This window comes from Shewanella algicola, assembly GCF_014648035.1.
GTDB lineage: Bacteria > Pseudomonadota > Gammaproteobacteria > Enterobacterales > Shewanellaceae > Shewanella > Shewanella algicola.
The window spans coordinates 1-1,163 of the sequence record NZ_BMQI01000140.1 but is presented as its reverse complement, the minus strand read 5'-3'; the positions used below and the strand labels follow the sequence as shown (position 1 = coordinate 1,163).

Annotated in this window: 1 protein-coding gene; it reads right to left on the bottom strand. The window is 39.4% G+C overall.

The window, feature by feature from the left end:
- Positions 1–562: 562 nt before the first annotated feature.
- Complete coding sequence (locus IEY42_RS22105) at positions 563–865, bottom strand: hypothetical protein (RefSeq protein ID WP_188927317.1); 303 nt, start codon at positions 863–865, stop codon at positions 563–565.
- Positions 866–1,163 lie beyond the last annotated feature (298 nt).

Here is a 1,163-nt window from a genome sequence, read left to right as displayed (position 1 = left end):
CATTTAGTTTAGTGTAAATGGAAAACTCTATTTAAAACATTCTGATTTTAAGGGAGGGTTACACAACCATTATGTTCTAAAGCCCGTAACTACCTTAATCGATTACAAAAAAGAATAATTGTCTGCACTGGCCCATAAGCTTGGTCGCTGAGTCTATTTCATGCTGAAGAACAAAACGGTGTTTGATGAACAACGAATCTTAACAAGATAAGTCGCGTAATTAGGTGAGTTGAACTTCTAACCAGATGCTTATTAAAAAGAGAAGCGAGCATGACGGTGAATGATATAGCTAATGAAGCAATGACTTCTCACCATCATCAGTATGCCAAATACTATTTAAGCTATATCGCCTGCACTTGATTTTAGCAACAATGACACCTTATTGGCGCGCGTAACAAGGAAATATTTGCCACCCATTATTTATACAAACATACCAACGCCCGCATCAGGGCAGCAAATCGTAACGGCGATTGGTTTAAACTTGGGCGAAGCACCAAAACTAATCAACGCGTATTTTATGTCCCAGCGCCCCGCTTTTCAGGGTAGCGACTTGATACGCTTGTTAGTTGGCTACGCTCAATAGAGCCAACCACTCATCCTTACTTGCCAAAATAAACGTTTGGCTTTGGTTATCTTTGTATTGAATCTCAATAGCGTCAGAAGACAAAGGTAAGATCCCCGCCCCCTTCGCCTTGGACTTTTTAACACTCAATATTTGAGAGCGCTCATAGCTGTATGGACCGAGACCAAGTTGTTTATTGTATGGCTCGAAGCTGATATGCGTCTCTGAAAGAGTTAGCTTCCCATCTGATTTTGCCGCACCATTTTGTATGGTCGCATTTGTTGACTTAATCACTTTGCTCATTTTACGCATCCTTTGTGCTTAGGTGACCCTAATATCCATGTTTATGATTTGCCAGCTAACGAGCCTGTAGAATTACTCGTTTTAATTCATGTTGATCAATAAATAAACAATATCTGAGCTTATATTTTGATGCAATCGTTTAGTCGTTTTTAGATTATTACTTAACTTGCCCTTTTGTAAATTGTTTAGTGCGCTTTAGGGGTAATTTAGGCGGGTTTATAGCGTTTTTTGTAGTGGTGTAGTGGTACGGTGAATTTGGCCACCTAGTTAGAGGTGATATCATTACCTCATAAGTTAA